Source organism: Gemmatimonadaceae bacterium (genome assembly GCA_040882285.1).
In the GTDB taxonomy this organism is placed as follows: domain Bacteria; phylum Gemmatimonadota; class Gemmatimonadetes; order Gemmatimonadales; family Gemmatimonadaceae; genus JACDCY01.
The window spans coordinates 74,565-99,372 of record JBBEBQ010000018.1; the positions used below are offsets into that span (position 1 = coordinate 74,565).

Here is a 24,808-nt window from a genome sequence, read left to right on the forward strand (position 1 = left end):
GCAAGCGCCGCGGATTTCGCGGCTGGCGCGGTGTCTGTTTACAGTCCTTCAGTTGTCCTGCTGCGTCGTTACGAACGGCCAAACAGGCAACGAATTTCGCCGGCGAACGCAACGGAACGTCCAAATGTCAGTTGCCTGATGGCTGACAGCCAACAGCTCAAAACTCACGGCCAGGATTCCGCCTGGAATATTCCTGGACTTGCCCCGCCATTAAGGCGTAATCGTGCTGAACCCGCGCTTCGCCATCAGCGCCTCGATCCGCGGATCCCGTCCCCGAAAGGCACGGTACGCGTCGGCGGGATCCATCGTGTTGCCGATCGAGAAGATGTGCTGCCGCAGCCGCGCGGCGACCGCGGGATCGTACAGGCCGCCCGCCTCGACGAAGGCCTGGTACGCGTCCGCCGTCAGCACGTCGGACCACAGATAGCTGTAGTAACCCGCGGAGTAGCCGTCACCGGCGAAGACGTGCAGGAAGTGCGGCGTCCGGTGCCGCATGACGATCTCCCGCGGCATCCCCAGCTCGGCGAGCGTCTCGCGCTCGAACGCGTCGGCGTCTATCGGCCGGTCACCGGCCAGATGCATGCGCATGTCCACGATCGCGCTGCCGAGGTATTCCGTCGTGGCGAAGCCCTGGTTGAACTTCGACGCCCGCTCGATCCGGTCCACGAGCGTTTGCGGGATCGGCTCGCCCGTCCGGTAGTGCAGCGCGAACCGCTGCAGCACTTCCGGCGTGGACAGCCAGTGCTCCAACAGCTGCGAGGGGAACTCCACGTAATCGCGCGGCACCGCCGTGCCGGACAGCGACGGGTAGTTCACGCTCGACGACAGCCCGTGCAGCGCGTGCCCGAACTCGTGAAACAGGGTGGTCGCGTCGTCCCACGAGATCAGCACGGCCTCGCCGGGCGCCCCCTCCACGAAGTTCGAGTTGTTCGACACGATCGTCGTGACGTCGGCGTCGAACCGCTCCTGCCTCCGGTACGAGTTCATCCACGCGCCCGAGCGCTTGCCGTCGCGCGCGTAGGGGTCGAAGTACCAGAGCCCCACGTGCCGCCCGGTGGCCCGGTCCTTGACCTCCCACACTCGCACGTCGGGGTGGTACACGGGCACCGTCACGGGCGTGAAGTCGAACCCGAACAGCTCGCCGGCCACCCAGAACATTCCTTCGCGCAGGCGCTCGAGCTGGAGGTACGGCTTGACCTCGTTCTGATCCAGATCGTAGCGCTGCTTCCGGACCCTCTCCGCGTAATACCGGTAGTCCCACGGCTCGATGGTGATGTTCTGTCCTTCGGCGCGCGCGAGCGCCTGCATGTCGCGCACTTCCTCGGCGACGCGCGCGACCGCGGGACGCCAGACGGCCTCGAGCAGCTCGACCGCCCGCTCGGGCGTCTTCGCCATGGTGTTCTCGAGGCGCCAGTGCGCGTGCGTCGCGTACCCCAGCAGCTTCGCCCGCTCGGCCCGCAGCGCGAGTATCTCCGAGATGATGGCGTTGTTGTTGTGCGCGCCCGGGTTGTCGCCGCGATCGACGAACATCCGCCATACCCGCTCGCGCAGCTCTCGGTTGTCGGCGTACGTCAGGAATGGATCCACCGAAGAGCGGGTGTTGCTGATCAGCCAGCCCGTCTGACCCTTTGCCGTGGCCGCCGCCGCGGCGGCGTCCCGCAGCGACCGCGGCAGCCCCACCAGCTCCGATTCGCTCGTCAGCAGCAGCGTCTGGCCCTCGTCCGCCAGCACGTTCTGACTGAACGACGTGTACAGCGCCGCTAGCCGCTGGTTGATCACCGACAGCCGGCTTTTCGCCGCGTCGTCGAGCCGCGCGCCGGCGCGCACGAAGCTGGTGTGGTACAGCCACGCCAGCCGCTGCTGCTCCGGCGTGAGCGACGCCTTCTCCGGCGAGATGTACACCGCGTCGATGCGGCGGAATAGCGCCGCGTTCTGCGTGATGCGGTCCGAGTGCGCTGCCAGCTTGGGCGCCATCTCCCGCTCGATCGGCCGGAACTCGTCGGTGTTCATCGTCGAGCTCCAGATGCCGTAGGAGGTCGTCACCCGGTCGAGCTTGCGGCCGGTCCGCTCCAGCGCCGCGAGCGTGTTCTCGAACGTCGGCGGCGCGGGATCGGTCGCTATGCGCTCGACCTCGGCCAGCTCCTCGGCCATCGCGGTCTCGAGAGCCGGCTTGAAGTCGGCGACGGTGATCCGGTCGAACGGCGGAATTCCGCCGTACGGTCCGGTCCACTCCTGGAGGAGCGGGCTTGCCGGCGCCGGCGCGCCTGCATCCGGCGGAGGAGTAGCTTGCGTGGTCGTCGTCACGACAGGCGCGCAGGCGAGAGCGATGCCGAGCGCGACGAGCGCGGCAGCGCGGTGTGGCGGGATCCGGGAGAGCATGGCAAGGAGATTAGGCTGTGGCGTAACTGGAACGTGGCGCCGGAGTCGGCGATGAAGTGCACCTTCGAAGGCTACGAGCGACCCACTATAGTGGCAAGGGGCGCTCAGGGCGTAATGCACCCCGCGGTCGTGACTGTGTATGTGATCGCGGCGATCTTCCAGCCCTCGGCCGTACGGACAAGATGCGCGGCGTCGTGGCCGCAGTGGCTGAAGGTGCTTCCTCTGCGGAAGTCATACGGGGCCCACAGCGAAGCGATGTCTCCCGCGACCTCGACGCGCGGATCCCACATCCGCTCCACGAGCGCGTCCGTCGCGCGGCCGATTGATGCCGCGAACGCGGGCACGGAGAGCACGTTCACCCGCGGCGGCGCCCCCGGTGTGCTCCGGATGGAGACGAGCTGCGCGTTCGGCGCGAACGCGGTTTTGATTGCCGCGGTGTCGCGCGCGCGCATCGCGTCGAATAGCGACTGGACCGCGGCGACGACGGCGTCTCTGTCGGCGGCCGAAACGGCGGTCGTGCCTGTCGATCGCGCGCCGGTGCCCGCGGCGGCACAGCCCAGCGCGCCGAGCGCGGCGCACCACAGCAGCAGTCTCTTCATGACGATCCCCGTTCGAGGTTGCGTGTCGACGTGCCGCCCGCGAAGATACGCGATCATGCTCTCATTCGCCCGACCCGTCCTTGTAGCTCTGCTGGTGGGGTCGGCCGGGTGCATTCCTGCCGTGGCGCCGATCGCGACCGCGCCCAGGCCCGCCGCGCGCTATCGCGTCGTGGCTACCGACGCGCGGCGGGAAACGACGTTCGAGCGGATGGCCGTGCGTCTGAGCGGCGCCAAGGTGGTCTTCTTCGGCGAGCAGCACGACGATCCGCGGACGCACGCGGCCGAAGTCGAGCTGCTGCACGCGCTCGCGCGGTCCGGGCGGCCGGTGATCGTCTCGCTGGAGATGTTCGAGCGGGACGTCCAGGGCGCGCTCGACGATTATCTGGCGGGGCGGATCACCGAGGCGGATTTTCTCGCCCGCTCGCGGCCGTGGCCGCGCTACGCCACGGACTACCGCGGTCTCGTCGAGCTGGCCAAGGCGCGCGGCTGGCGGGTGCTCGCGGCCAACGTGCCGCGGCCCATGGCGTCGGCGGTGGGCAGGGCGGGGCTGAGCGTGCTGGACACCCTGTCGGTCCCGGGCCGGTCCCACGCGGCGCGCGAGCTGTCGTGCCCGAACGACGATTACCGCGCGCGCTTTCTGGCGGAGACCCGGTCGCACAGCGCCGGATCCGGACCGGCGCCGCAGCCGGGCGACACGCTGCCGACTGCGGTCGCCGAGCGATTTTACCTCGCGCAGTGCGTCAAGGATGAGACGATGGCGGAGTCGATCGTGGCCGCGCTGCGGCGCGCTCCGCGCAACGCGATTGCCGTGCACTACAACGGCTCCTTTCACAGCGACTACGGACACGGAGTTGCGGAGCGGGTCGCGCGGCGCGAGCCGCGCTGGAAGCTGGCGGTCGTCACGGCGGTCCCCGCGAGAGATCCGGCCCTGGCGCCGGTCGCGCCGAACGCGGGCCGCGCCGACTTTCTGATCTTTACGCGCCGGGACTAGCGGGCGCGCGCTTCGGGCCGCCGCGGTGCCGGAGGCGCCCGACGACCGGAGTGAGCACGAGGGTCGCGGCGATGCGCAGCGGCTGCGTCAGCTTGGTGGCGAGGTACGCCGCGGTCCACGCGCCGGCGTTGGCGGCCACGCCGTCGGGCGCCCAACCCGCGTTGATCGCCAGGTAGATGCCGACGAGCACGCCGAAGAACAGCGTCATGTAAATCGTGAAGGCGACGAGTCCGTACTCCGCGAGCAGGTGCTTGAGCTTCGCGCCCATCCGTTACCTCCAGTCCGCGATGAAGACGTTGCTCTCCCCGCTGCGCGTCGCGCCCCGGCTCGACGCCCAGATCAGCTTGCGCCCGTCGGGGCTGAACATCGGAAAGCCGTCGAAGCCGGGATCCGTCGTGATCTGCTCGAGGCCGGCGCCGGTCTCGTCGATCATGTAGAGATCGAAGTTGCCGCTGCGCGGATCCCGGTAATTGGAGGAGAAGATGATGCGGCTCCCGTCGGGCGTCCACGACGGGCCGAAGTTCGCGCCGCCGAGGCGGGTGATCTGCCGCTGGTCCGAGCCGTCCGCGTTCATGATGAACAGCTCGACGCGGCTCGGCCGCACGAGGTTCTGGGCGAGCAGCGAGCGGTACCGCGCCAGCTCGGCGGGATCAGCCGGGTGATTGGCGCGATACACGATCTTCTTCCCGTCCGGCGACCACCACGGGCCGCCGTCGTAGCCGGGCGTGTGCGTGAGCCGCCGCACGTCGGTGCCGTCCACGTTCATCGTGTAGATCTCGAGGTCGCCCGACTCGAGCGACGTGAACACGATGCGCTTGCCGTCGGGCGAGAGGACGCCTTCGGCCGTGTACACGTCGTAATGCGTGAGCCGCGTCGTGTTGGTCCCGTCGCGATCCACCGCGTAGATGTCGTACGGGTCGAGCGGCCAGACGTAGCCCGCGGACGGATCCGGCTTCGGCGGGCACCTGTCCTGGTGCGCGGTGGTGGAGGCGAAGAACAATCGTCTGGCGTCGGGGAAGAACCAGCCGCAAGTGGTCTTGCCGCGCCCGTCGGAGACGCGGCGCAGCCCGCTGCCGTCCACGCGCATCACGTACTGCTGGTCGCACGGGTACTCGAGCTGCGCGCTCTGGAAAGTGATCCACTGCCCGTCGCGGCTGAAGTAGGCTTCCGCGTTCTGGCCGCCCGCCGTGAGCTGGCGAATCGCCGCGAAGCGGCTCTCTCCCTGCGAGGGCGCGACGGTGTAGCTCGCGAGGACGACGCCGGCTTCGCCCGCCGGTCCGGCTGCTTCGGGAATCGATGGTTGAACGCAGCCGGCGGCGATGCATGCCAGCGCGGCTGCGGCGCGAGATCTGTGCATCGGAGGCATTATAGCGGGGCGACCGCCGTGGCGAAGCGCCAAGGTCAGGGTTTTTGCGACACACCGTGGGGCTTTACCGGAATTACGGTGCGTCTTCCGGGCGCTATCTTCGTTCGATGCATACCGGCCATCCCGAGCGCGCGATGCACCTGAGCGGCCTGGGCAAACGCTTCGGCGCGCGCTGGGTGCTGCGCGGCGTGACGCTCGAGGTAGCGCGCGGCGAGGCCGTGGGCCTGCTGGGCGCCAACGGCAGCGGCAAGAGCACGATCCTGCGAATCCTCGGGACGCTGCTGAATCCGACCGTCGGCAGCGCGACCGTCGACGGGCTCGACATCGTCCGCGACGCGAGCGCGGTGCGTGGCCGCGTCGGGTACCTCGCGCACACCATGGGGCTGTACGACGATCTCACCGCGCGCGAGAACCTTCGCTTCGCGGCGGACATGCTGGGGCTGGGTTACGCCGCCGTCGAGGAGAGTCTCGAACGCGTCGGCCTGACCAATGTCGCGGGCGACAGGGTGCGTGGATTCTCCGCGGGAATGCAGCGGCGGCTCGGGATCGCCCGCCTGATCCTGCGCGCTCCGCGCATCCTGCTGCTGGACGAGCCGTACAGCAATCTCGACGCGGAAGGCATCGACTTGATGAACTCCATTCTCGGCGAAGTCGTGCGCTCGGGCGGGGCCGCGCTCGTCGCGCTCCACGAGCTGGCTCCCGCGCGCGGAATTCTCGCGCGCACCGTGAGCCTCGTCGATGGGCGGATCGAGCCCGTGAGTCAAGCGCTCGCTGCCGGCGAGTGGACGGGACCGATCTCGGTGGTGCGCTGATGGCGTGGCGCGACGACTGGCGGCGGGTTCGCGCCATCGCGCGAAAGGACGTGACTACCGAGCTGCGCGCGAAGGCGGGGTTCAACAGCGTCGCATCGCTCGGTGTGACGATCCTGATCCTGCTCGGGCTCGCGCTCGGCCCCGACGCGCAGGCGCTCCGGGACGCGGCGGTCGGTGCTGTCTGGCTCGCCCTGCTGTTCTCCGGCGTGCTCGCGTTCAACCGGTCGTTTCAGGTCGAGCTGGAGAGCGGCGCGCTCGAGCCGCTGCTGCAGTATCCCGGACCGCGCTGGACGATCTTCGCCGGCAAGCTCCTCGGCAACCTGATCTTCCTGACGCTCATGGTCGCGATAGTCGTGGCCGTCGGCGTCGTTCTGTTTAGCGTCCGGATACCGTCCAGGTGGCCCACGTTGCTGGGCGTGCTCGCGCTCGGAGTTATAGGTTTGGTGGTGCTGGGCACCTTCTACGCGTCGATGGCGAGCCGCAGCCGCGCCCGGGAGGTGTTGCTCCCGCTGCTGCTCTTCCCGATGCTGGTGCCCGTGCTCGTCGCGGCGACCACGGCGTCGAAAGCGCTGCTCGGGGCCGATCTGATGCACGACGCGGACGCCTGGATCCGGCTGCTAGCCGCGTACGACGTGATCTTCCTGATAGCCACGTTCCTCGCCTTCGAACATGTCATTGAGGCCTGAACATCAATCGATGCCCACCAACGATCAATCACTCGATACACGCTTACCGCGCCGCACCGGGATCTGGCTCGCGTTCGCAAGCTTCGCCGTGCTCGGCGCGGCTCAGGCCTATTCCATTCGCAATTCGCCCGCCGAAGGCGACATGGGGCATCTGCAGAAGATCATGTACGTGCACGTGCCCGCCGCGTGGATGACCTTCCTCGCGTTCTTCGTGGTGCTCGTGTTCAGCGTGCTCTACCTGTGGCGCCGCAGGGAGACCGACGACCTGATCGCCGCCTCGGCCGCGGAGGTCGGAGCGGTATTCAACGGCCTCACCCTGGCGCTCGGAATGATCTGGGGGCGGCCGACGTGGGGGGTGTGGTGGACGTGGGACGCGCGGCTGACTTCCACGCTCGTGCTGTTCCTGATCTTCGTCGGCTACCTGGCGCTGCGCGGATTCGTGGACGACGCCGGGCAGCGCGCCCGCTGGAGCGCCGCCGTGGGGATCATCGGAGCCATCAACGTGCCGATAGTGTACATGTCGGTCATGTGGTGGCGGACGCTGCATCAGCAGCCGTCGAGCCCGTCCACGCTCGACCCGGCCTACACGCTGGGCCTGCGGCTGAATGCGATCGCGCTGCTGCTGGTGATGATCTACTTCATTCGCAAGCGCTACGAGATAGCCCGCCTCGAGCTGGCGGCCGAGCAGACGGCCCAGGCGGCCGCCATGGGAGGAAGGTGAGATGATCGCGTCCAACGAGACGTTCGTGATCGCGGCGTACGCGCTCACGTGGGTGGTTCTATTGGGTTACGTGTGGCGGCTCGTCAGCAAGGACGGACGGGCTCGCGCCGACTATGCCCGCGTCAGCGGGCGGGGAGAGGATCTGCGATGAAGCGCGCATGGGTGCTGGGCGGCGGGGCCGTGATAATCGGCGTATTCGCCTGGCTGCTGTTTGGCGGTCTCGAGAAGAACATGGTTTTCTTTCTGACGCCCCAGGAGCTGCTCGCGAAAGGCACGGAAGGCGTCGGCGTTCCCGTCCGACTCGGCGGGCAGGTGAAGCCCGGCTCGGTGAAGTGGGACGCGCAGGCGCTCGACCTGCGCTTCACGGTGACCGACGGCGGCGGTGAGATGCCCGTACGCTCGACCGGCGCTCCGCCGCAGATGTTCCGCGACGGCATGGGCGTGATCGTCGAGGGGCGCGTGGGCACGGGCGGCGTGTTCGAAGCTTCGAACCTGATGGTGAAGCACTCGAACGAGTACCGCGCGCCGAAGCCCGGCGAGGAAGCGCACGAGAAGTACAGGACGCTCATCCAGCAGTCTTCCACGCCGTGATCGGACTCCTCGCGCACAACGCGTTGCTGGTGTCGGTGGCCACGGTTGTGTTCGGGGCTGTCATCGCGCCGATCGCGATCCGTACGGGCCGGCGGGAATGGCTGCAGCTGACTTACGGCGCGGTCTACACGAACTTTCTGCTGGTCACCATCGCGACCGTGGCGATGGTCGTCGCGCTGGTGATCCACGACTTCTCGGTGTCGTACGTGGCGGCCGTGGGCAGCCGCTCGACCCCGCTGCTGTTCACGATCATCTCGCTCTGGGGCGCGCTCGAGGGATCGATTCTGTTCTGGGCGTGGGTCCTGGCGCTGTACGCGGCGGCGGTCGTGTGGCTGCACCACCGGCGCCCGGGCAATCTCGTGCCGTACGCCGCGATGACGATGCTGGCGGTCGCGGCATTCTTCGGGATACTGCTGGTGGGCCCCGCCGACCCGTTCGTGCCCGTGTTTCCCGTGCCGTCCGACGGGCCCGGACCGAACACGCTGCTGCAGAATCACGTGCTGATGGCGGTGCATCCGCCGTTGCTGTACCTCGGCTACGTCGGGATGACGGTGCCGTTCGCGTTCGCCGTAGGGGCCATCGTATCCCGGGAAGCGAACTCGAACGACTGGGCCATTCTCTCCCGCCGCTGGATGCTGGCGGCTTGGGCGTTCCTCGGCGCGGCGATCATCGCCGGGATGTGGTGGTCGTACGAGGTGCTCGGGTGGGGCGGATACTGGGCGTGGGATCCGGTCGAGAACGCGTCGTTTTTGCCCTGGCTCACCGCGACGGCGTATCTGCACTCGGTGATGGTGCAGGAGCGGCGCAACATGCTGCGGCTGTGGACGCTGAACCTGTGCGTGGCGACGTTCGTGCTGACGATCTTCGGCACGTTCCTGACCCGCTCGGGAATCCTCTCGTCCGTGCACGCGTTCACGACCGGCAACATCGGCTACTTCTTCCTCGCGTTCATCGCGATCGTGCTCGTGTCTACGCTCGTGCTCGTGGCCGGCAACTCGGAGCACATCCGCACCAGGGCGAATTTGGGCGGCGCGGCGTCGCGCGAGACGGTGTTCCTGCTGAACAATCTCTTCCTCACCGCGGTGATGCTGACGGTGCTCGTGGGAACGCTGTACCCGCTCATCGCCGAGGCGATACGCGGCGTGAAGGTCAGCGTCGGCGAGCCGTTCTTCAACCGGATGACGATCCCGGCGATGGTGGCGCTGATCTTTCTCATGGGAGTGGGACCTGCGCTGCCGTGGGGCAGCACGACGTGGACGGAAGCGCGCAGGCGGCTGCTGCCGCCGCTGATCGCGGCGGCCGTGATGGGCGTCATCGCGGTGCTCGCCGGCGCGCGGGGAGTGTACTCGATTCTCGCGTTCGCGTTCGTCGGCTACGCGGCAGTTGGCAATCTCCGGGAGTACTGGGTCGGTATGAAGGCGCGGCGCCGCGCGCACGGGGAAGGGTGGGGCACGGCACTCGTGCGGCTGATCGGCGGCAACCGGCGGCGGTACGGCGGGTACGTCGCGCACATCGGGATCCTGTTCGTCGCGCTCGGCGTGGCCGCGTCGTCCACCTTCCGCTCGGAGCGTGAAGCCACGCTGGTGCCGGGGCAGACGCTCACGGTGGCGGGGCAGACGGTCCGGCTGAAGAACGTATGGGGGCGCGAGGAGCCGCAGCGCTCCGTGATCGGCGCGACGATGGACGTATTGGGCAGGGACAGCGCGGTCATCGGCACGATCCACCCGCGGATGAACTTCTATCGCGTATCCGACGAGCCGGTGCCGACGCCCGACGTGCGCAGCAGCATCAAGGGCGATCTGTACGTGAACCTGATGGCGTTCGAGAGTAACGGCGCCAACGCGACGGTCAAGGTGATCGTCGAGCCGCTCGTGCCGTGGATCTGGTTCGGCGGGCTGGTGATCGTGCTCGGCGCGCTCATCGGCATGTTCCATGGCGGGCGTCGGCGCACCCCCAGCGCGCCAACGCCGCCGGAGCAGTCCGCGGCGGAGGAGCCGGTCCTGACCGGAGCCGGCGAGTGAACTGGAAGCGCGCCGCCATCGCCACGCTCGCCGCCGCGCCGGTGATCGCGCTGTTCGCGTTCGGCTTCACACGGAATCCGAGCGAGATCCCTTCGCCGCTTCCGGGACGACCCGCGCCGCCGTTCGCGCTGCCGGTATTCGCCACCGGCGAGCCGCCGCTCGCTCGCGACGTCGGCGACACCATCCGGCTCGGCGATCTGGCCGGCAAGGTCGTCGTCGTCAACTTCTGGGCGTCGTGGTGCCTCGCCTGCCGCGACGAGCACGCCGCGCTCAGCGAGACCGCCCGGGAGTACGCCGACAAGCCGGCGCAGTTCATCGGCGTGCTGTATCACGATCGTCCGGCCAACGGACTGCGCTGGATCGAAGGCATGGGCGGCCAGAGCTATCCTTCCGTCACCGACGACCGGTCGCGCACGGCGATCGACTACGGCCTGTACGGCGTGCCCGAGACGTTCATCGTCGATCCCGGCGGCCGCATCGCGTACAAGCACATCGGTCCCATCACGGCGGGCGTGTTGCGCTTCTGGATAGACTCTCTCGCGCCGAGTCCGGCGCTCGATACGGTACCGGCCGGATCCGGCCTGTGACGCGACGGTCGCTCATGACCGCCGCCGCCGTGGCGGCGCTGGTCGGGTTCGCCGCCGGAGGCCGGTCCCAGGAAGCTCCGGGCGCAGCGGCGCAGGAGGCCGCCGACGCCGAGCTGGAGGCGCGAACGACCGCGGTCGCTTCCACGCTCCGCTGCCCGGTGTGCCAGGGGGAATCCATTCAGGACTCGCCGTCGGAGCTCGCGCAGGACATGCGCGCGCTCGTGCGCGAGCAGCTCCGCGCCGGCAAGACGCCCGAGGAAGTGAAAGCGTACTTCGTCGGGAGATACGGCGAATGGATTCTGCTCGAGCCCAGGATGACGGGGCTCAACATCCTGCTGTATGTCTTTCCCGTGATACTCGTGCTCGGAGGACTGGCCTTCGTAGTCGTGTTGGTCAGGAAGTGGAGCGCGTCCCAGCCAAAACCGGAGTAGCGGCAGAGATCATGACGAACCGAAAGGAACCCGCGGCAAGTCCGAGGTACTGCACCGCCTGCGGCACCGAACTCGCGGCGGGCGCCCGCTTCTGCCACCGTTGCGGCGCCCCGGTAGACGGGCCGCGCGTCCCCGCGGCGACTGCGCCCGGCTTCTCGCGAGCGCTGCCGTGGAGTGTGCTCGCCCTCGCGCTGGTCGCGCTGATCGCGCTGGTGTTCGCGCGGAACGATCTCCGTCCTGTGCCCCCCGACATGGGCTCGGCCCCGCTCGGCGGCCCCATGGGCGCAGGCGTGCCGGACATCTCGAGCATGTCTCCGCAGGAGCGCGCCGACCGCCTGTTCAACCGCGTCATGAGCCTCGCGAGCGAAGGGAAGGCGGACAGCGCGGCGTTCTTCAGTCCCATGGCGCTCAGCGCGTTCGACGCGCTCGCGCCGCACAACGCGCATCAGCGGTACGACATCGGCCTGATCGCGCTGGTGTCAGGTCGTCCGGAGCTGGCCGCCGCGCAGGCCGATACGATTCTCGCGCAGCGGCCCACGCATCTGCTGGGGCTCGCGCTGGCCATCCGCGCAGCGGACGCCCGCCGCGACGCGGCGGCGCGCGCGGGATTTCAGCGCCGGCTGATCGCGGCCGAGCAGACCGAACTGGCGACGGGCCTGCAGGAATACGGCGACCACAACCCGGACATCATCGAGGCGCTCAGAGCAGCCCGGGCTCCGTAAGCCGCCGCGCCGCCGTGCGGCCGACCCGCACGCCGTCGCTGGCGGCGTCGGCGAACGCCACGCCCCGCAGTCCGTTCCCCGTGATGCTCAGTCCGGGTAGCGCGTCGATCGCGGCCGAGATGCGCGCAACTCGCGCGGGGTGTCCGATCTCGTACTGCGGGATCGCGCGCGGCACGCGCACTACGTGCTCGAGCAGCGGTGTGTCGGTGAGGTGGTAGAGCTTCGCGACCTCGGCGCGCGCCAGCGCCGCGAGCCCGGATTCCGACAGGGCGCCGGCGTCCGGGTCCACTGCTCCGCCGAACATCGCGCGCACCAGCAAATGCCCGGCCGGGCCTCGCCCCTCATAAAGATGGGTCTCCCAGAGAGTGCCGAGCATGCGGAAACCTTCCCCGCGGGCGACGAGCAAGCCGAAGCCGACCGGGAGCTTCGCGGCGGCGGCCGGCCCGAAGCCGAGCGCGACGACTCCAACCGGAGGGCACGCGATCCCGGTCAGCTCCGCCGCCGCCCGCTCGTCGTGCGGCCGCAGCAGCGGCGCCATCGCCCACGGCTCGCCGGCGAGAACGACCGCGTCTGCCGGGATCGCTTCCGCGTCCCCATCGACCACCACGCTCCAGCCGTCCCCGGTGCGCCGCAGCGCGCGCACGCCGGCGTTGCACCGGACGGTGAATCCACCGCGCTCGGCGAGCGCGCGCGGGAGCTGCTGCATGCCGTGCCGGAACGACGTCAGCGTGCCGGAGCTCATGCTCCCGCGGCGCGCGATCATTCCGCGGATGACCGATCCGTGCTCGCGTTCCAGCGCGGCCATTCGCGGAAACGCCGCGCGCAGCGAGAGCCGTCGCGCGTCACCCGCGAAGATGCCGAGCGCCATCGGCAGTACCATGCGGTCGGCGACCTGGGCGCCGAGGCGGCGCGCCGCGAAGCTCCACACGGACTCGTCGTCGTTCGTCTCGCGCCTCCTCGGCACGAACGGCTCCGCCAGCATGCGCGCCACGCCGAGGGGGCCGAGAATTCCTTCGGTCAGCAGTCCGACCGGGTTCGGCACCACGCGGCGGATCTTCCCCGCGCGATAGAGAAACCGCACTCGCGCCGCGCGGTTCGCCGGCACGCGGTCGTGCGCGAGGCCGATCGCCTCGATCAGGCCATCCATCTCCGGCCGCCCGCTCAGGTACCCCGACGGCCCGTCTTCGACCAGCCATCCGTCGCGCGCGACGCTGTTCGCCTTGCCTCCGACGTGCTCGCCGCGCTCGAGCACGAGCACTTCGAGACCGCCCTGCGCGCCCGAAGCCTCCTGGCGCGCCGCCCACGCCGCCGCCAGGCCGGAGATACCCCCGCCGATGACGACGAGCCGGCGTGCTCTCACACCGTGCGGCTGAATACCGGCCGGGACTCGGCGTCGTGCTTTTCGCGCTGGTAGCGGTCGAAGCACATGGCGAGGTTGCGCACGAACAGCTCGCCCACCGGAGTCGCCTCGATCCGGCCGTGGCCGAGCTGCACCAGGCCTTCGCGCTCGTGGTCGGCGAGCAGCGCGAGATCGTCCGCGAAGTAGCTCGCGAAGTCGAGTCCGAACCGGCGGGAGATGTCGGCGGTGTCCACCCGGAAGTTGCACATCAGCTCGTGAATCACGGCGCGCCGTACCTCGTCGTCGGCCGAGCGCGCCACGCCGCGCATGACGGGAAGCCGCCCCGCGCGGATGCGCTCTTCGTACGTGGAGAGCTTCTTCTCGTTCTGCACGTAGGCGCCGCGCACGTCGCCAATCGCGGAGATTCCGATGCCGAGCACGTCGTCACCGGGGATCACGGCGTATCCCTGGAAGTTTCTCCGCAGCCGCCCATCGTGCTTCGCCAGCGCGAGCTCGTCGTCGGGCCGCGCGAAGTGATCCATCCCGATGGGCTCGTATCCGGCGCGCAGGAACCGCTCGCGCGCCATCGCGAACAGCGCGACCTTCGTGCGCGCATCGGGAAGCTGGTCTTCCTCGATCTTCTTCTGGTGGCCGCGCACCCAGGGGACGAACGCGAACGAGTAGACGGCGGCGCGATCGACTCCGAGCGCGATCACCGAGTCCACGGTTCGCTCGAAGCTCTCCGGCGTCTGCAGCGGGAGGCCATAGATGAGGTCCACGTTGATGCCGCGGAATCCGCGCCGGCGCGCGTGCCCGACCAGCGCGGCCGTCTGCTCGAGCGGCTGCACGCGGTTGATCGCCTCCTGCACTTCCGGCGTCAGGTCCTGCACGCCGAATGAGATGCGGTTGAATCCCAGATCCGCGAGCGCGTCTATGTGCTCGGTCGTAGTCACGCGCGGGTCGGCCTCCAATGCCAGCTCGGCGCCGGGCGCGGGCCGGAAGTGTTGCAGCGTGTGGCCAAGGAGGTCGGTGAGCTGCGCGGGGGAGAAGTAAGTGGGCGTGCCTCCGCCCAGATGCAGCTGCGCGAACCGGCGCCGGTTGGGGAGCCGCTCGGCCAGCAGCTCGACCTCGCGCTTCACCAGCTCCAGGTACGGCTCCGCCACGTCCCGGTGCTTCGTGATGATCACGTGACAGCCACAGAACAGGCACCGCTGCTCGCAGAACGGCAGATGCATGTACAGCGAGAGCGGCGCATCGCCGAGTTGGTCAGCCGCCGCCAGGCGCTCTACGTAATCGTCGGTGCCGACGCCTTCATGGAACTCGACCGCCGTGGGATAACTGGTGTATCGCGGTCCGGGGCGGTCGTGCCGCGCCAGCAGCTCCGCGGTGACCTCCCGGCCCACCGGGCGCATGTCTTCGCCGGTATCGTGCGCGCGCCGCGGATCGCTCATCGTGGATTCTCCTCGTGCACCGCCGCGACGAGCGCGTGCACGCTCTCGATGGGAGTCTCGGGCATGATGCCGTGGCCGAGATTCATGACGTGCCCGCGCGCGGGCATGCGCTCGAGCAGCGCGCGCGCGGCCCTCCGCGTCGGCTCCGGGCCGGCGAGCAGAACCGCGGGGTCGAGGTTGCCTTGCAGCGCCTTCGAGGCGGGGAGCCGGGTCCGCAGCGAGGGAAGATCCTCCCGCCAGTCCACCGCGAGCGCTTCGGAGGGGAGCGCCGCGTACGCGTCCACGAGGTGCGGCGCGTCCTGCACGAACATGATCCGCGGAACGCCGAGCGAATGCGTCTCCGCGAAGAAGCGGGCGAGATGCGGCTGCACCAGCCGGGCCCAGTCGGCGAGCGAGAGTATTCCACCCCAGGTGTCGAACAGCTGCACCGCGTCCGCGCCCGCGCGCACCTGGGCGGTGACGTAGCGGACAGCCAGCGTCGTGAGCTTGTCGAGCAGCGCGGCGAGCAGGCCTTCGTCGCGCGCCGCGAGCGCGCGAAGGGCGGGGAAGCCGGGGCTTCCGCGTCCCTGCACGAGATACGCGGCCAGAGACCACGGTGCGCCCGCGAAGCCGAGCAGCGCCGCGCGCCCGGCCAGCTCGCGCTTGACGATCCCGAGCGCCTCCATCACTTCCGGCGCGATCCGGCCGGCGTCGGGCTCGGCAAGCGCATCGACGTCGGCCGCGGTGCGCACGGGCTTGGCGATCACGGGGCCGGGGTCGAACCGGACGGACAGTCCCAGCGCTCCGACGGGGCTCATCAGGTCGGCGAAGATGATGGCGCCGTCGAGCGGGAAGCGGGCCAGCGGCTGCAGCGTCACCTCGGCCGCCAGCGTGGCGCTGCCCGAGAGCTCCTCGAAGCTGTGGCGCTCGCGCAGGGCGCGGTACTCGGGGAGGTAGCGCCCGGCCTGGCGCATCACCCACACCGGTCTCCGGTCCGTCGCTTCGCCGCGCAGGGCCCGGATCAGCCGGTCGTTCATTGGGCGGCGTCCTCGCCCGCTGCGACGAACCGGTAGCCGATCCCGCGCACGGTATGGAAGAAGCGCGGCTGCTCCGGGTCGGGCTCGAACCGCTTGCGCAGGCGAGCGATGAAGTTGTCGATCGTGCGGGAGGAGGGCAGCACGTCGTCGCCCCACACTCTCTCGAGGATCTCGTCGCGCCACACGACCTCGCCTTCCCGCTCGACCAGCACCTTCAGGATCATTGCTTCCTTCTGGGTCAGAATCTGGTCGCGGCCGTCGAACGAGCGGCCGCGGAAGCTGCGGAAGTCGAACTCGTTCCCGCCGAAGCGCGCGACGGGCTCGAGCGCGGTCATCGCGTCGTAGCGCAGGCGCCGGCGCAGGATCGCGCCGACGCGCAGCAGCAGCTCCCGCAACTGGAACGGCTTCGGGAGATAATCGTCGCCGCCAACCTCGAGTCCGCGGATGCGGTCACCCCCGCCGCCCTTCGCCGTGAGGAACAGCACGGGCGTGTCCCGCCCTTCGCGCCGCGCCGTCTGACACACGGTGAAGCCGTCCATCCCGGGAAGCATCACGTCGAGGATTACGAGCCCGTACTCGTGCCGGCGGATTCTGTCGAGCGCCACGGCGCCGTCGTTCACGACCTCGATCGCGTACCCTTCGGCCTCGAGGTTCTCGCGAATCCCGCGTGCGAGGTTGATCTCGTCTTCCACGACCAGGATGCGCGGCGCGCCGGTGCTCACTCGCGCCTCGCGGCCGAAGGCCAGGTAACGATGAAGCGCGCGCCGCCGCCGGGGCCCGCGCTCTCCGCGGTGACCCGTCCGCCGTCGAGCTCGACGTAGCGCGAGACCAGATACAGCCCGAGGCCGGTCCCGCTCGCGCGCGCGGGTCCGCCGCCGTCCACGCGATAGAACTTCTCGAAGAGGCGCGCCGCCTCGTGCTGGGGAAATCCCGCGCCGTCGTCGCCTACTTCGAGCTGAACCCAAGCGTCTGCCTCGGTGCCACGCACCGTCACTCGCCGCCCTCCGCTCGCCGCGCGAATCCCGTTGTGGAGCAAGTTGCGCAGAACCGTGCGCACGCCCTCCGGGTCCGCCCAGACCGCGAGCGATTCGGGAACGTCGGTCTGCAGAGTTACCTCCTGTTCGGTCGCCTGCTCGCTCAGCTCGTCCACGACCGCCCGGACCGACTCCGCCAGCGGGACGCGCTCCGGCGCTGAGCGGGTCTCGGTTGCGGCGAGCCGCGACGCGTCGAGGATATTGGCGATCATCCGCTGCAGCCGGCCAAGATCGGCGAGCAGTCGCTGCACGAGCTCCGCTCGCCGCTGCGCGGGCGGATCGCGCAGCGCGAGCGTCTCCACCGACAGGCGGACACTCGCGAGTGGGCTCTGCAGCTCGTGCGAGACCGCGGCGAGAAAATCCTCCTGCCGGTGCCGGAGCCGCGCCTGCTCCCGAAGCGTGCGGTACACTACGGCCATCGCGGCGAGAAGCACGGCCAGAAAAAACGCGCCCTCCCACGCATATCGATTGAGCCGGCGGGCGCGCGCCGACTCGAGCCGCGCAAGAACGCTCGGCGCCACTCCCACGGTGGTCGAGTCCGCCGCGAGCGCGAGCGCCGGATAGATTCGCTGCACGTCAGGCCACGGCACGCCGGAGCCGAGCAGCGAACGGGCCGACTCCGCCTGCGCCTCGTACGCCTCGCGCAGCTCGGCCTGGACCCGTGCCGTGTATCGCACTTCGTCGGCCATCCAATACACCGCCTGCGCGCTGCTCACCGCGAGCAGCACGAGGAATCCCACCTGGAGCGGGCGCGTGTACTGCCGGGCTCGCCGAGCGCGCGGCGTCACGCCTCGTCTTCCACGGGCTCGAAGAAGGCGCTGCCGGCGCTCAGCATAGCCTGGTGCAGCTCGCGCGCGAGCTCGGGCTCGCTGTTCTGGAAGAAAGCCTCCACCGCGGCGGGTCCCGCCTGAAACGCCAGATCGCGCAACCCGACCGAAGGTACATGCGCGAAGCGCCGGGCCAGAGTCTCCGCCCACCGGCGAATCGAATCGCGCTCCTGCTCGCCCAGCCCGGCGAGGTCGCGCTCGAAGAGTCGCTCCACTCCCTCCAGCGCGGTGCGCTGATAGCGCAGGCGCATCTGCGCGATCATCGGGCCGATCAGCCGCTCCTCGGCGTGACGCCGCAGGTCGGTGAGCGCTTCGTCCACGATCGCCCGCGCGTCCGCGAACTCGAGCAGGATCCGCCCCCGGTCGGCGGCTGCTTCATCGCTGATGTCGTCCATCCCCAGCCGGGGGACGTCGGCGGCGACGGCGTCTTCGGGCGCGACGTTGGCGGGCACGCCCAGGTCCACCACCAGCGGCGCCTCTCCGGAAGAAGTACGCGCGGCCAGCCGCTCGAGGTCACCGCGCGAGAGCACGGGCTCGCGCGCCCCTGTCGCGACCACCACCGCTTCGACGTCGTCCGGCGCGGACCGGAATTCGTCGAGCGCGCGGCTCTCGCCACCAACGTCTGCCGCCAGGATCCGGGCCCGCTCCGGCGTCCGGTTGACGATGATGACGCGAGTGCCGGCCGCGGCGAGCGCGCGCGCGCATTGCTCGGTCATCGGCGAGACACCGATCAGCGCGACGCTGCCCGGCGTGCGCCCGATGCGCTCCAATACGTGCCTCAGAGCTATCTCGGCGAGCGATACGCGGCCGATCCGCCCTTCGGTGACCGGGCGGACGCGCTTGGCCACCTTCAACGCTTCGGTGAACACGGTGTCGAGCCGTGGACCGAGCAGCCCAAGCGCCCGCGACTGGTCGACTGCTTCACGAACCTGCCCGGTCACTTCGCTCTCGCCGACGCGGGCGGAGTCGAGTCCGGCGGTCATCAGAAAGAGGTGCTCGGCCGCGCCCTCGCCCTGCCAGACGCGCAGCGTCTGCTCCGCTTCGCCGGGGTGCGGCTCTCTTCCGGCCAGGGCCGCGAAGACCTTGCGCCGGCACGCAGCGATCGGCGTCGCGCCGTCGATCGCGAACGCGACCTCCACGCGGTTGCACGTCGCCACGTACACGAGCTCGCGGACTCCGAGCTCCGCGGCGAGCAGCGGTACCCGCTCCGCCCGCTCCTCGCGGGAGATGGTGAACGCGCCGAGTACGTCGGACCGCCGGTGTCGCCACGAGATGCCAACTACGCCTATGCGATGCATGCGCCGCTCCATCCAGCGGGTCGAAGCAGAGAGAAGGGGATCGCCTGCGCCCATTGTAGCGCGCTCCGGCCGGCCTGTGTCACAGTCTCGTCATGGCCGCGGAATTTCGGCGAAAATCCGACACGCAGGTCGGCGGATCCCCGACGGCGTCAGTCCGCGGCCAGCGCCGCGACTACGTCCAGAAACGCGGGCTCGGCAGCAACGGAGCCGACGCGGATGAAGTGCTCGCCACCGGCTTCGACGAAGGACTCGCGTCCGCGGATTCCGATCTCCTCGATCGTCTCGAGCCCGTCCGTCAGGAATCCAGGCGTGATGACCGCGACGCTGCGTATGCCCCGGCGAGGCAGCTCCTCCAGAATGGTCGCCGTCGCCGGTTTGAGCCAAGGCTCGGGACCGAACACCGATTGATACGCCAGCGTTGCCCGCTCGCGGGGCCAGTCGATCGCTCCGAGGAAAGCACGCGTGGTGGCTTCGCAATCACGTGTGTACGTGCCGCCTTCGCGGCGGTCATACCGGACTGGTATCCCGTGGAACGAGACGACGAGGTGCTCAACATCGTGCCCGGCTTCGCGCAGCGCGCGGTGCCACTGATCCGCCATGGCCCGCACGTAACCCGGGTCGTCCGGCTGCATGAGCCGCTCGACAAGTTGGGCAGTGATTCCGGCGCGGGCGGCCGCTTCGCGGGCGCGCAGGAACGCCGTTCCGGTCGTGGCGTCCGTGCGCTGCGGAAAGAGCGGACACACGATCACCGGCCCCGTGCCCTCGCGGGCCAGCCGCCGCATCACGGTGTCGAGCGAGGGCTCGCCATAGCGATAGGCCGCACTCACCTGGAAACGGCTGCCCGAGCGATCCCGTACTCCGGCCACGATCGCTTCGGTCTCGACTCGCAGGGGCGAGCCGTCCGTGCCCCAGATGGACTCGTACTGCTCAGCGACGCGTGCCGGACGCTTGCGGAGCACGATGCCGCGCAGAATCGGCTGCCAGATCAACCGCGGCCAGTCCACGACCGCCGGGTCGCTGAGGAACTCGTCCAGGAACTCGCGCACGGCGGCGGCCGTCGGCTCGCGGGGAGTTCCCAGATTTACCAGCACGAGTTGAGTCGCGTCGCGGGTCGTCACGGTGGTCAACTTAACCACCGCGACGCCCGCAACGGGCGGAACGGCGGTGAGCATGAATCAGGCATTCACCTACGCTCGCTGCGGGATATCCCGATTGCAGCGGTGCCCCCGCCTGAGCTTCCTTAGCGCGACATCGACGCGCGTCGAGGAGGCAGCACCATGAAGTCCCGACGTCGGCCTCGGCCGATGCTGGACGGCAGGGAAACGCGGCACCTGATCGAGGCAGACATCGATCACGGTTTGCCGTTCGTTTCCCGGGATCGCGCGCTTCGCAGATGTCTTTCCCGTTTTTTTTCTGTGTAATAATCCCCTGAGCGCGGAGACGCTTTTTATGAACACCAGGCTTTTTTTGACCCCGGCTGCCTTGCTGCTGGTTGCGGGTTTCGCAGCGGCCTGTAACGGAGACGACGCCACCGGACCTGGGCTCGCTGGCGCAAATTTCGCCTCGGTCCAGAAAATTCTTACAGAGGACTGCGGCTCTTGTCACGGCGCGTCCTCGGGCCGGTTCTTCATGGTCACCATGGACTCCGCCCAGTTGCAGCAGTCAGGGCTCGTGGACCCGGCGAACCCCGCCCAGAGCCTGATCGTGCTCAAGCCGACGAACGCGACGCCGCACGGCGGCGGCGCGGTGGCGAGTTATTCCGAAGGCGACCGGACGCTCGTGATGGACTGGATAGCGACGCTCCCGCCGGCAGCGCCGAGCGTGGTCGAGGCGATCAAGGTGGGCGCGGGCACCTCGATTCCCGTCCCGACAGTCGACGGCTTTTTCGATCTGGTCTGGAATCAGGCGGCCCGGGTGCGCCTCCGCGTCGCTGATGGCTGGGGCGAGGCCGAGTTCGTGACGATCCAGGCTGCGTACGACGCAACCTACCTGTACATGGTGATCTCCTGGGACGACGACAAGGCGAGCATCCGGCGTCAGCCCTGGGTCAAGCAGGCCGACGGCACGTGGAAGAAGCTACCCGGGAAGAGCCCGCTGCCGGCCGATGGAATCACCTGGGCGTCGTACATGGGCGGGGCGTTCGACGAGGAAGACAACGCGCGGTTCAACTACGAGGACAAGCTGTCGGTCATGTGGAACACCTACGGGCCCACTACGGTCGCCGGCTTCGAGCAGAGCGGCTGCGCGGTGCTCTGCCACGATCCCAGCAACAGCAATGGACCGGGAACGACGTACAACTACACGACGCAACAGCAGGCGGCGAAGATGTACACCAACAACCCTGGAGAGATCGCCGACATGTGGCACTGGAAGCTCGTGCGCGGCAACCAGCATGCCAAGGCCGACGACCAATACGTGCACTACTGGGTTCCCGGACCGACCGGTGCGAGCGGTGGTGGTCGTGCCGGTGACGCCGGCGGCGGAGGCTACTCCGACAATCTCGCTACGGCCGGTGCGCCAACTTACCGGGGCTCGAGCAGCAGCGCTCCACCCTACTACATCTTCGACAGTGAGAAGGTGCTGCTCACCACCGCTGCGCTCAACGCGCTAGCCGTGGGCTCGGAGATTCCCGGAATCATCACGAGCGGCCCGGGCGGTTTCCGCGCGGACGTGGACGCGAAGGGCCTGCACAACACCGGTACGTGGGCCGTCGAGTTCCGCCGGAGGCTGGTCACCGGCGACGTGAACGACGTGCAGTTCGACAATCTGACGAGGCAATACTCGTTCGGCGTGGCGATCTTCGACAACGCGCAGATCGAGCACCGTTACTCACCAATGGTCGCCAGGCTGGCGTTCAAGCCCTGAGCGGGTAGGCGCGTGGCTCGACGTACGCATGGCGATCGCAGCGATCTCGGTGGCAAGGCGGAATTGGCTTTGTCATCGTGATCGCTCCTGGCGCGTCGTCGGCGGGTGTGCGTGGGCACGATGAACCACAACAAGCTCTTCCCGCGTCGCCAGGTCGCCCGCAAAGGGGGACCATCAATTCGGAGGATCTATGTTCTTTTCATTTAACAGGATCGGCATTGCCGGAGCAGCCGGAGTTCTTGTCGTGGGCGCCTCCGCCTGCGAGCAGGGGCCGGCTGCTCGTGTTCCGACAGGTGGCGATGCGGCTGGCCGGGTCGCGATGGCTCCGGCTGGAGGCATGTACGATCCAGCAATCACGGTGTACAAGGAGCCGACGTGAGGCTGCTGCGGTGAGTGGATAGAGAGACAGCGGTCAGCCGGGTTCCGGGTCGACGCGAGGGACATGGCCGACGTCACGCCCGCGAAAGATCAGCACGGCGTTCCTCATTCTCTCCGCACTTGCCACACCGCCGTCGTGAACGGCTACGTGATCGAAGGACACGTTCCACCCGAAGACATCCGGCGGCTCCTGCGGGAGAAACCGGCGGTCGCCGGTATCGGGGTGGCCGGCATGCCGCGCGGCTCCCCGGGAATGGAGCAGGGAGCCACCAAGGATCCCTACAGTGTCATCGCCTGGTTGAAGGACGGCTCCACGTCGGTATACGCGCGCCACTGAGCGTTGAAGCAGCCCGGCCCCGCCACAGTCCGTGACGGGACCGATCCGATACTTACGATACTACCGGCCGGTCGGTCCTGGCAGGCCCGGCAGCTGCGTCGTCCGCGTCCTCGGCCAGGGGCAAGTTCTTGGCTCCATTCTTCGGAACGTGGCCGGCCGCGCCCATGAGTCCCATCAGCGACGGCACGTTCAGCGAGTCGGCCAGCCCCGACGGCACGACCATCAGCGAGCCGCGCTTCACGATGCTCTCGTACAGCATGTTCATCGCGCGCAGGTTCATCGCCGCCGGGTGGTCGCGGTACGCGTCCGCCGCCTCCACGAACTTGTGAGCGATCTCGGTCTCGGCGGTTCCGAGGATGATACGCGCCTGCCGCTCGCGCTCCGCCTGCGCCTGCCGCGACATCGCATCCTCAAGCGCGGCGGGGATGATGACGTCGCGGATCTCGACCGACTGCACCTGGATCCCCCAGTTCTTCATCTTTTCCTCGAGCGCCACCTTGAGCCCGTGGCCCAGCTCGATCCGGGACTGGATCAGCTCCGCCAGGTCGTGCTTGCCGATGGCGTCGCGCAGCGCCGTCTGCGCCGACAGGATCACGGCCTCGTCGTAGTCCTGCACCTCGAGGGCGGCGCGCTCGGCGTCGCGCACGATCCAGAACGCGATGGCGTCGACGTTCACCGGCACCGTGTCGCGCGTCAGGCACGATTCCGCGCCGAACGCGGTGGTGCGGATACGCTGGTCGATCACGTACGCCACGCGGTCGAGGATCGGCACGATCCCGAAATAGCCGGGACCGCGCAGTCCGCGGTAGCGGCCGAGCCGCATCAGGACCGCGCGCTCCCATTGATCGGTGTACTTGATGGCCGCTGCGAAGAACATCCATACACCCACGCCCGCGATGACCACGAGCGGCAAGGGGAGGCCCAGGAGATACAAGGCCCCAGCCACGCCGGCACCAGCGATCAGCCCCGCGGCGAGCGCGGCGATCGAGTACCGGGTGTCGTTCGGAGAATGTCTGGTCATTTCACTACCTCACGAGAAGAAGTCGACTGGCGACAGGGCCAGCCGTTACCGCGTCCGCACGGGGCGGATGTCCCTACGTTGCGTGCGGGTGCTGCGTGGACGGACGATCCGCGCAGCGCCCGCGTCCTCGACATAGGGACTGCGCACCTCACCGAGCTCGATCGGTAGCGCCACGCGCACGAGCACGGTGAGGACGAACATGCCGAGCGCCCACACCCCGGCGGTGACGCCGAGCTCGACGAGACTGGGCGTGTACTCGACGATCTCGCCGAGCGGCGACGGGATGAATCCCGGCACCACCAGGCCGATCCCCTTTTCGATCCAGATGCCGACGAACAGAGCCACGCAGGCGGGAATCAGCCAGCGCGGATTGTTCCGCACCGGGTGGATCATGAGCGCGATCGTTGCCACCGTGCTGAGCGCGATCGCCGTCCAGATCCACGGTACCAGCGCGTTGTGTCCGTCGAGGCCGAAGAAGAGGTACCTGGCGTTGATGCCATGATGCGTCGGCGAATAGAACTTGTAAAAGAGCTCCGAGCCAAGCATCACGAGGTTGATCTGCGCCGCGACGGTAGTTATCAGCGCGAGCTTCGAGAACGCTCCTTCGGATATTTCGTACTCGGTCTCCCTGCGGATGAACCAGAGCAGGAGAATCACGAACGCCGGGCCGGCGGTGAATGCCGACGCCAGGAAGCGCGGGCCCAGCAACGCGGTGTTCCAGAACGGCCGGGCCGGCAGTCCCGCCAGGAGGAACGCCGTGACCAGGTGGATGCTCACCGCCCACATCACGGCGATGTACATCCAGGGGATGTACTTCCTCTTGTCCGGCTGACGGCCGGAGAAGCGACTGTACAGGATATAGAACGGGATGACGAGATTGAGCGCCAGATAGCCGTTCAGCACCAGGACATCCCAGGCCAGCAGGGAACGGGGCCAGTTCAGGAACCCGATGCCGGGCATGAGGTGCCAGCCGCCGAGCGGGTTGCCGATGTCCACGACCACGAATGCAAGGCACATGACCAGCGCGGCCACCGCGACCGCCTCCGCCATGAGCACCGCGCGGCCGAAATCCACATCCTTCAGGATATAGGCTGGCAGCACCAGCATCATGGCGGCCGCCGCGAGACCGACGAGGAAAGTGAAGTTGGAGATATACAGCCCCCAGCTTACGTGATCGTTCATGCCCGTGACGCCCAGTCCATAGCGCAGCTGCAGAGAGTACGCGTACGCCCCGACGAGCATGATGAGCGTGAGGCCGCCCATCCACACGTGGTAGCGCCGGCCCCCGGAGGTCGCCGAATGCAGTGCGCTCAGCGCGAACGGCTTCAGGTGCAAT

General features: G+C 68.7%; 26 protein-coding genes. 13 read left to right on the forward strand and 13 right to left on the reverse strand.

The annotated features are described in order from the left end of the window. Positions 1 to 210 precede the first annotated feature (210 nt). Both WEA80_09535 and WEA80_09540 read right to left on the reverse strand, forming a co-directional pair. Positions 211 to 2,379, reverse strand: a complete 2,169-nt coding sequence (locus WEA80_09535) for a M3 family metallopeptidase (protein MEX1186817.1) — start codon at positions 2,377 to 2,379, stop codon at positions 211 to 213. Between the two features lie 104 nt (positions 2,380 to 2,483). Continuing rightward, on the reverse strand, positions 2,484 to 3,035 hold the full coding sequence (locus WEA80_09540; protein ID MEX1186818.1) for a nuclear transport factor 2 family protein: 552 nt from the start codon (positions 3,033 to 3,035) through the stop codon (positions 2,484 to 2,486). Between WEA80_09540 and WEA80_09545 the strand changes: the two genes are divergently transcribed. Then, positions 3,034 to 3,969, forward strand: coding sequence for a ChaN family lipoprotein (locus WEA80_09545; protein MEX1186819.1), 936 nt, complete (start codon positions 3,034 to 3,036; stop codon positions 3,967 to 3,969). The two genes, WEA80_09540 and WEA80_09545, sit on opposite strands and share 2 nt — an antisense overlap. Here WEA80_09545 and WEA80_09550 read toward each other — a convergent pair. Beyond that, positions 3,953 to 4,237, reverse strand: a complete 285-nt coding sequence (locus tag WEA80_09550) for a hypothetical protein (GenBank protein MEX1186820.1) — start codon at positions 4,235 to 4,237, stop codon at positions 3,953 to 3,955. The genes WEA80_09545 and WEA80_09550 overlap by 17 nt on opposite strands. A 3-nt stretch (positions 4,238 to 4,240) precedes the next feature. Beyond that, on the reverse strand, positions 4,241 to 5,326 hold the full coding sequence (locus WEA80_09555; protein ID MEX1186821.1) for a hypothetical protein: 1,086 nt from the start codon (positions 5,324 to 5,326) through the stop codon (positions 4,241 to 4,243). 116 nt (positions 5,327 to 5,442) lie between these two features. On the opposite strand from WEA80_09555, the gene ccmA reads away from it, so the two are divergent. The 9 genes from ccmA to WEA80_09600 are packed head-to-tail and all read left to right on the forward strand — an operon-like array spanning position 5,443 to position 11,906. Next, the gene (gene ccmA, locus WEA80_09560; protein ID MEX1186822.1) at positions 5,443 to 6,147 is read left to right on the forward strand and encodes a heme ABC exporter ATP-binding protein CcmA; all 705 of its coding nucleotides are present in this window, start codon (positions 5,443 to 5,445) and stop codon (positions 6,145 to 6,147) included. Then, the gene (locus tag WEA80_09565; protein MEX1186823.1) at positions 6,147 to 6,833 is read left to right on the forward strand and encodes a heme exporter protein CcmB; all 687 of its coding nucleotides are present in this window, start codon (positions 6,147 to 6,149) and stop codon (positions 6,831 to 6,833) included. The genes ccmA and WEA80_09565 overlap by 1 nt, the downstream gene beginning before the upstream one ends. Positions 6,834 to 6,843: 10 nt before the next feature. After that, positions 6,844 to 7,554 carry a cytochrome c biogenesis protein CcsA gene (gene ccsA, locus WEA80_09570; protein MEX1186824.1) on the forward strand — a complete coding sequence of 237 codons (711 nt, stop codon included), beginning with the start codon at positions 6,844 to 6,846 and terminating at the stop codon, positions 7,552 to 7,554. A gap of 1 nt (position 7,555) precedes the next feature. Continuing rightward, on the forward strand, positions 7,556 to 7,705 hold the full coding sequence (locus tag WEA80_09575; protein ID MEX1186825.1) for a hypothetical protein: 150 nt from the start codon (positions 7,556 to 7,558) through the stop codon (positions 7,703 to 7,705). Further along, entirely contained in the window at positions 7,702 to 8,145 is a 444-nt protein-coding gene (locus WEA80_09580; GenBank protein ID MEX1186826.1) for a cytochrome c maturation protein CcmE, read from the forward strand. The genes WEA80_09575 and WEA80_09580 overlap by 4 nt, the downstream gene beginning before the upstream one ends. Further along, positions 8,142 to 10,166: a heme lyase CcmF/NrfE family subunit gene (locus WEA80_09585; protein MEX1186827.1), complete on the forward strand. Its 2,025-nt coding sequence runs from the start codon at positions 8,142 to 8,144 to the stop codon at positions 10,164 to 10,166. Before WEA80_09580 ends, WEA80_09585 begins: the two co-directional genes overlap by 4 nt. Continuing rightward, positions 10,163 to 10,753 (forward strand): redoxin domain-containing protein, encoded by a 591-nt coding sequence (locus WEA80_09590; protein ID MEX1186828.1) that lies wholly within the window; start codon positions 10,163 to 10,165, stop codon positions 10,751 to 10,753. Before WEA80_09585 ends, WEA80_09590 begins: the two co-directional genes overlap by 4 nt. After that, the gene (locus tag WEA80_09595; GenBank protein ID MEX1186829.1) at positions 10,750 to 11,184 is read left to right on the forward strand and encodes a cytochrome c-type biogenesis protein; all 435 of its coding nucleotides are present in this window, start codon (positions 10,750 to 10,752) and stop codon (positions 11,182 to 11,184) included. The genes WEA80_09590 and WEA80_09595 overlap by 4 nt, the downstream gene beginning before the upstream one ends. A gap of 11 nt (positions 11,185 to 11,195) precedes the next feature. Continuing rightward, positions 11,196 to 11,906, forward strand: a complete 711-nt coding sequence (locus tag WEA80_09600; GenBank protein ID MEX1186830.1) for a zinc ribbon domain-containing protein — start codon at positions 11,196 to 11,198, stop codon at positions 11,904 to 11,906. On the opposite strand, the gene hemG is transcribed toward WEA80_09600, so the two are convergent. The 7 genes from hemG to hemH form a co-directional block, all read right to left on the reverse strand. Continuing rightward, positions 11,884 to 13,266 carry a protoporphyrinogen oxidase gene (hemG, locus tag WEA80_09605; GenBank protein MEX1186831.1) on the reverse strand — a complete coding sequence of 461 codons (1,383 nt, stop codon included), beginning with the start codon at positions 13,264 to 13,266 and terminating at the stop codon, positions 11,884 to 11,886. The two genes, WEA80_09600 and hemG, sit on opposite strands and share 23 nt — an antisense overlap. Beyond that, positions 13,263 to 14,696, reverse strand: coding sequence for an oxygen-independent coproporphyrinogen III oxidase (gene hemN / locus WEA80_09610; GenBank protein ID MEX1186832.1), 1,434 nt, complete (start codon positions 14,694 to 14,696; stop codon positions 13,263 to 13,265). The genes hemG and hemN overlap by 4 nt, the downstream gene beginning before the upstream one ends. Beyond that, a complete protein-coding gene (gene hemE, locus WEA80_09615; GenBank protein MEX1186833.1) occupies positions 14,693 to 15,712 on the reverse strand; it encodes a uroporphyrinogen decarboxylase in 1,020 nt (339 codons plus the stop codon). The genes hemN and hemE overlap by 4 nt, the downstream gene beginning before the upstream one ends. Further along, entirely contained in the window at positions 15,709 to 16,434 is a 726-nt protein-coding gene (locus tag WEA80_09620; protein MEX1186834.1) for a response regulator transcription factor, read from the reverse strand. Before WEA80_09620 ends, hemE begins: the two co-directional genes overlap by 4 nt. Next, entirely contained in the window at positions 16,431 to 17,534 is a 1,104-nt protein-coding gene (locus WEA80_09625) for a HAMP domain-containing sensor histidine kinase (GenBank protein MEX1186835.1), read from the reverse strand. Before WEA80_09625 ends, WEA80_09620 begins: the two co-directional genes overlap by 4 nt. Continuing rightward, positions 17,531 to 18,871, reverse strand: coding sequence for a hypothetical protein (locus tag WEA80_09630; protein ID MEX1186836.1), 1,341 nt, complete (start codon positions 18,869 to 18,871; stop codon positions 17,531 to 17,533). Before WEA80_09630 ends, WEA80_09625 begins: the two co-directional genes overlap by 4 nt. A 149-nt stretch (positions 18,872 to 19,020) precedes the next feature. Further along, entirely contained in the window at positions 19,021 to 20,043 is a 1,023-nt protein-coding gene (gene hemH, locus WEA80_09635) for a ferrochelatase (GenBank protein ID MEX1186837.1), read from the reverse strand. Positions 20,044 to 20,500: 457 nt separating this feature from the next. Here hemH and WEA80_09640 point away from each other — a divergent pair, with 457 nt between their 5' ends. The 3 genes from WEA80_09640 to WEA80_09650 all read left to right on the forward strand — a co-directional run bounded on the left by WEA80_09640 (position 20,501) and on the right by WEA80_09650 (position 22,451). After that, positions 20,501 to 21,736 carry an ethylbenzene dehydrogenase-related protein gene (locus WEA80_09640; protein ID MEX1186838.1) on the forward strand — a complete coding sequence of 412 codons (1,236 nt, stop codon included), beginning with the start codon at positions 20,501 to 20,503 and terminating at the stop codon, positions 21,734 to 21,736. A 190-nt stretch (positions 21,737 to 21,926) separates the two neighbouring features. Further along, the gene (locus WEA80_09645) at positions 21,927 to 22,115 is read left to right on the forward strand and encodes a hypothetical protein (GenBank protein ID MEX1186839.1); all 189 of its coding nucleotides are present in this window, start codon (positions 21,927 to 21,929) and stop codon (positions 22,113 to 22,115) included. Between the two features lie 63 nt (positions 22,116 to 22,178). Next, positions 22,179 to 22,451 (forward strand): DUF411 domain-containing protein, encoded by a 273-nt coding sequence (locus WEA80_09650; GenBank protein ID MEX1186840.1) that lies wholly within the window; start codon positions 22,179 to 22,181, stop codon positions 22,449 to 22,451. 52 nt (positions 22,452 to 22,503) lie between these two features. On the opposite strand, the gene WEA80_09655 is transcribed toward WEA80_09650, so the two are convergent. After that, a complete protein-coding gene (locus WEA80_09655; GenBank protein MEX1186841.1) occupies positions 22,504 to 23,472 on the reverse strand; it encodes a slipin family protein in 969 nt (322 codons plus the stop codon). 45 nt (positions 23,473 to 23,517) lie between these two features. Further along, on the reverse strand, positions 23,518 to 24,807 hold the full coding sequence (gene nrfD, locus WEA80_09660; GenBank protein ID MEX1186842.1) for an NrfD/PsrC family molybdoenzyme membrane anchor subunit: 1,290 nt from the start codon (positions 24,805 to 24,807) through the stop codon (positions 23,518 to 23,520). Position 24,808 lies beyond the last annotated feature (1 nt).

What these genes read in the sequence shown, in the direction of transcription:
- WEA80_09600 (MEX1186830.1), top strand. Translation starts at nt 11,196, where the DNA reads ATGACGAACCGAAAGGAACCCGCGGCAAGTCCGAGGTACTGCACCGCC.
- WEA80_09580 (MEX1186826.1), top strand. Translation starts at nt 7,702, where the DNA reads ATGAAGCGCGCATGGGTGCTGGGCGGCGGGGCCGTGATAATCGGCGTA.
- WEA80_09555 (MEX1186821.1), bottom strand. Translation starts at nt 5,326, where the DNA reads ATGCACAGATCTCGCGCCGCAGCCGCGCTGGCATGCATCGCCGCCGGC.
- WEA80_09550 (MEX1186820.1), bottom strand. Translation starts at nt 4,237, where the DNA reads ATGGGCGCGAAGCTCAAGCACCTGCTCGCGGAGTACGGACTCGTCGCC.
- ccsA (MEX1186824.1), top strand. Translation starts at nt 6,844, where the DNA reads ATGCCCACCAACGATCAATCACTCGATACACGCTTACCGCGCCGCACC.
- WEA80_09655 (MEX1186841.1), bottom strand. Translation starts at nt 23,472, where the DNA reads ATGACCAGACATTCTCCGAACGACACCCGGTACTCGATCGCCGCGCTC.
- ccmA (MEX1186822.1), top strand. Translation starts at nt 5,443, where the DNA reads ATGCATACCGGCCATCCCGAGCGCGCGATGCACCTGAGCGGCCTGGGC.
- WEA80_09640 (MEX1186838.1), top strand. Translation starts at nt 20,501, where the DNA reads ATGGTCACCATGGACTCCGCCCAGTTGCAGCAGTCAGGGCTCGTGGAC.
- WEA80_09645 (MEX1186839.1), top strand. Translation starts at nt 21,927, where the DNA reads ATGTTCTTTTCATTTAACAGGATCGGCATTGCCGGAGCAGCCGGAGTT.
- WEA80_09565 (MEX1186823.1), top strand. Translation starts at nt 6,147, where the DNA reads ATGGCGTGGCGCGACGACTGGCGGCGGGTTCGCGCCATCGCGCGAAAG.
- WEA80_09630 (MEX1186836.1), bottom strand. Translation starts at nt 18,871, where the DNA reads ATGCATCGCATAGGCGTAGTTGGCATCTCGTGGCGACACCGGCGGTCC.
- WEA80_09575 (MEX1186825.1), top strand. Translation starts at nt 7,556, where the DNA reads ATGATCGCGTCCAACGAGACGTTCGTGATCGCGGCGTACGCGCTCACG.
- WEA80_09535 (MEX1186817.1), bottom strand. Translation starts at nt 2,379, where the DNA reads ATGCTCTCCCGGATCCCGCCACACCGCGCTGCCGCGCTCGTCGCGCTC.
- WEA80_09540 (MEX1186818.1), bottom strand. Translation starts at nt 3,035, where the DNA reads ATGATCGCGTATCTTCGCGGGCGGCACGTCGACACGCAACCTCGAACG.
- hemN (MEX1186832.1), bottom strand. Translation starts at nt 14,696, where the DNA reads ATGAGCGATCCGCGGCGCGCGCACGATACCGGCGAAGACATGCGCCCG.
- hemH (MEX1186837.1), bottom strand. Translation starts at nt 20,043, where the DNA reads ATGCTCACCGCCGTTCCGCCCGTTGCGGGCGTCGCGGTGGTTAAGTTG.
- hemE (MEX1186833.1), bottom strand. Translation starts at nt 15,712, where the DNA reads ATGAACGACCGGCTGATCCGGGCCCTGCGCGGCGAAGCGACGGACCGG.
- WEA80_09545 (MEX1186819.1), top strand. Translation starts at nt 3,034, where the DNA reads ATGCTCTCATTCGCCCGACCCGTCCTTGTAGCTCTGCTGGTGGGGTCG.
- WEA80_09650 (MEX1186840.1), top strand. Translation starts at nt 22,179, where the DNA reads ATGGCCGACGTCACGCCCGCGAAAGATCAGCACGGCGTTCCTCATTCT.